Annotated in this window: 5 protein-coding genes; 4 read left to right on the top strand and 1 reads right to left on the bottom strand. The window is 31.8% G+C overall.

Going from position 1 to position 2,803, the window contains the following annotated elements; all coding sequences use genetic code 11:
* Positions 1–174, top strand: coding sequence for a GNAT family N-acetyltransferase (locus BMY79_RS12670; RefSeq protein ID WP_083383578.1), 174 nt, complete (start codon positions 1–3; stop codon positions 172–174).
* A 169-nt stretch (positions 175–343) separates the two neighbouring features.
* On the opposite strand, the gene BMY79_RS11655 is transcribed toward BMY79_RS12670, so the two are convergent.
* A complete protein-coding gene (locus tag BMY79_RS11655) occupies positions 344–502 on the bottom strand; it encodes a hypothetical protein (protein ID WP_177176458.1) in 159 nt (52 codons plus the stop codon).
* Positions 503–597: 95 nt separating this feature from the next.
* On the opposite strand from BMY79_RS11655, the gene BMY79_RS12070 reads away from it, so the two are divergent.
* The 3 genes from BMY79_RS12070 (at position 598) to BMY79_RS11640 (ending at position 2,641) form a co-directional block, all read left to right on the top strand.
* Positions 598–822: a DUF6973 domain-containing protein gene (locus BMY79_RS12070; protein ID WP_027422489.1), complete on the top strand. Its 225-nt coding sequence runs from the start codon at positions 598–600 to the stop codon at positions 820–822.
* A gap of 10 nt (positions 823–832) precedes the next feature.
* Complete coding sequence (locus BMY79_RS11645; protein WP_022750271.1) at positions 833–1,861, top strand: endonuclease/exonuclease/phosphatase family protein; 1,029 nt, start codon at positions 833–835, stop codon at positions 1,859–1,861.
* 99 nt (positions 1,862–1,960) lie between these two features.
* A complete protein-coding gene (locus tag BMY79_RS11640; RefSeq protein ID WP_029066906.1) occupies positions 1,961–2,641 on the top strand; it encodes an RHS repeat domain-containing protein in 681 nt (226 codons plus the stop codon).
* The last annotated feature ends 162 nt before the right edge of the window (positions 2,642–2,803 follow it).

Genomic DNA, 2,803 nt, shown 5'->3' with positions numbered 1-2,803 from the left:
ATAAAACTATCTTCAAAAGAAAAACGTACCAAGGGTATTGGAACGGATGCGGTTATGGCAATTATGCGTTATGCTTTTGATGAATTGGGGTTAAATAGATTAGATGTCAATATGTTTACTAGCAATGAGCCATCAAAAAGGTTATATAAAAAATGTGGATGGTCCGAAGAATGAGTTAGAAGGGAGTATGTTTACAAAAAAGGAGGTTATAGAGATCTTACAGTAGGAGGAATTCTTGCCGCAGATTATTATAAGCTAATTGAAGAAAATAATTATTGGGAGCAATAGGAAGAAGACCGAATAACAATTCTGCATTGGGATAATGAAAAAATGGGATAGTTTCTTAAAATGAAACTATCCCATTTTTACGAGCTTCATACTTTCTTACACATTTTTTACACTCTAAGTTTTCATGCAACAATTCTCCGCATGCGCAGACCCATCCTTTTTGTTGGGCTGGAACTCCAAGCATTAGAGAATAATCTGGAACATCACATGTCACAACTGCGCCGGCACCTATCAGAGCACATTTTCCTAATGGAATTGTAACAAGAGAGAAGGAAAGCTGACACGTCTACATCACAGTCTGCATTTGTAATGTTCCATCCTAATTTAGCTTGGATAGAAGTTAAAGAAGTATTTAGACATTGTTTGTGGAACGCATTAATGAAACAATCAATAGGATCATCGGCAGCAGAACAGTGGGCTACAGCTCATGAATATAATTCTAGTGGGATTGACAAAACTATGGATTTGCATAACAATAGAGATGGCGATTTATTCAGGTCGCTGTCTCTTAGTTTACAAGGCAGAGAGGAATGAATTTTCAAGAATGAAAAAGAAGAAAATTGTCATAAGTATATTGTTCTCAATATACGCGGTATTAGGATGTAGTTATATTTATTTTTCGGACGGAAAATTAAACAAAATACTATCAACAAAATTTGGATTTGCTCAATTGTATTCTTTTTCTACATTGATAGGATTTATTGTAATTGTTTTTTCGATATTGATGATATTAATCTCAATATTTAGAAATAGCTTTAAATTAAAAATTGATGTAGCAAATTTAATTTTAATGTTCACTGTAGTTCTTTCTTTATCTTTTGTTCTTTTTGGAATGGACAATAAAAAAATCGAAGAAAAACATATAGACAAGAGAACAATAAAATTGGTTGAATGGAATGTAGCGGATAATATAAATGAGAAAAATATTCAAGATATTTTTGGTAAATTTGATGCTGATATAGCAGTATTTCCAGAACTTGAGGGATATGAAAAAGGAGATAAATCTAATAGAAGATTGGTAGATTTATTTGAAAAAGCTAATGTTGATTTTAAAAAGTATGGGGCATATATATCAGAGCCAACAGAGGGAAGTATTGCTCCTGTTACCGTTGTGATAAAGAAAACTTTTGGAAATTATAACATATATAAGGAAACTCCTATGACAAGATTTGGAACGGTGCATTTATCATCAACATCAAAAAATAATCCACCTATCATAGGATTGCACACAGCACCACCACTTCCAGGATTAATGAGTATGTGGAAAAGAGATTTGGATTTGATTGCAGATATTTCTAAAAATAATCCAGATTCAATTATAATAGGCGATTTTAATGCGACGATGAAGCATGGTAGTCTTAATGAAATTAAAAGACATATAGATGCTTTGGAATATGCTCCAAAATTCAATTCAGGAACATGGAACATCAATATTCCCTCAATTTTCCGAACAAGAATAGACCACATTTTAATACCGACTAACAAATATAAAGTGAAAAGATTAGAGATTAAAAATTATCCAAACTCAGATCATTTATGTGTGTTTATAGAAATACAAGAACAAGGAAACTAAAACTATAATTACATTATAGAGATGGCGATTAAGAATAAATCTTAGTCGCTTTTTTAGTGCTTGGAATTTGGGGTTGGAATCTCATTTAATTATGCTATAATGGATTGTGTTCGATTTAATTTAAAACATTTGAATAAAGACAAGGAACATTTTGTTGAAGGATCTGATAATCCGACTGCATTAGAGCCCAAAGAACTTTTAGTAGAAGTCGTTGGAGACTATGGTCAGAAGTTTACATTTGATTATTATCAAGATGGTAAACTAAAGAGTGTAACTGATGAATTGGGAAGAAGTTCTACATATAAATATACAGAAGGATATTTAACAGAAGTTACAAGACCAGATGGACAATCTTTTAAGTATACATATGATGTACATGGGAAATTTAGAACCGTAGAGAACCCACGAGAATTAGCCAAGGTTGCAAATGAGTGTGAAAATGCAAATAAGTTACAAAGAAGTTATATAGTGATAGATGTTATTCAAGATATAACGCAGCTATATAAAGATGAAATGAAAATAGATGAATTAGATATTCTTTCAGATGCAATTGATTGGGGAATAGTTCCAATAGTTGCAGCAGATACAAGGTTTGGTATAAGAACAGGCAAGCTAGTAGATAAGCTTCAAGTACTAAAAAATGGAATCATCTTAGGAGATGCCACAGCACAGATGATTTTTGAAGTTGGAAGAATGAGAGAGCATAACAAAGATGTTCATTTTGGATATCAAATGCAACCGACAGGAATAAGAAAAATAATGTTAGCAGATGAGATCTAGAAAGGAGAAGACGATGGCAGATGTTTTAGAAATTAGTCAAAATGATGTCCAAGAGGAAAACACTAAGATTAAAAAAGTAGGAAACTTTATTAATGATAAAAAAATAAAATTAAAAGACAAAGTTTCAAACATTGAAATAGCAAAAGAAATGAGTGAATTAGT

It is taken from the genome of Lachnobacterium bovis, assembly GCF_900111325.1.
Lineage (GTDB): Bacteria > Bacillota > Clostridia > Lachnospirales > Lachnospiraceae > Roseburia > Roseburia bovis_A.
Note: the sequence above shows the minus strand (reverse complement) of the source record. Positions and strands in the feature narration are given on the sequence as shown.